General features: G+C 46.7%; 1 pseudogene. It reads left to right on the top strand.

The annotated features are described in order from the left end of the window. Nucleotides 1-130: 130 nt before the first annotated feature. A pseudogene (locus ACS8FC_RS17035) lies at nt 131-749 on the top strand (hypothetical protein); the annotation flags it as partial.

Here is a 749-nt window from a genome sequence, read left to right as displayed (position 1 = left end):
CTTTGCTTTTTATGTGTGACTACCTGAACCGCATCATCTAACCGACTATAGCACCGACCATCATAATGAGACTTTATCGACACTCTGTATTTTACGTTGTCACGACTTTACTCATTAGCTGGACGTCATTATGCCAAAAGACCACAAAAAGCCAAATCTCTATCTGCTCTCTGAAGTCAATGTCGCTGATGCCCCTGCTGATGCGGACAAGTCACTGCCGCGCAAGTTTAGCGGCGTCGCCAATAGTGGCAAGCCGTTTAATCATTACGGTGAAATGGTCATCGTTGATTTGACTGACATTCAATACAAAACAAACGTCCCAGCATTATTGCTACATGACCGCGCCCAACGTGCAGGCTTTGGCGCACTCAGTGTCACAAGCAACCAATTACTCATCAATGGCACGTTACTCGACAACCAGTTCGGGCGTGAAGTCGCTGAAGAGTCAGATGCTGGATTCCCGTGGCAGATGTCTGCGCATATCAATGCCAATAGCATCACAGAGCTGGGACAAAACGAGACAGCAACGGTTAATGGTCAAACGATCACTGGCCCAATGGTCATCCTAAAAAATTGTAGCGTCTCTGAAATCTCATTTACCCCAACTGGTGTGGACAATGAAACGTCTGCTATCGCGCTTGGCGATGATGGTAAAACCCAAACAACCAACTCTCAACCCAATACGCAAAAGGACACCGCTATGACACCTGAAGAAATCGCAGCCCTACAAAAGCAAGTCACTGACTTAA

It is taken from the genome of Psychrobacter sp. 1Y4 (assembly GCF_051847555.1).
This window is presented reverse-complemented; position numbering and strand designations above follow the sequence as displayed.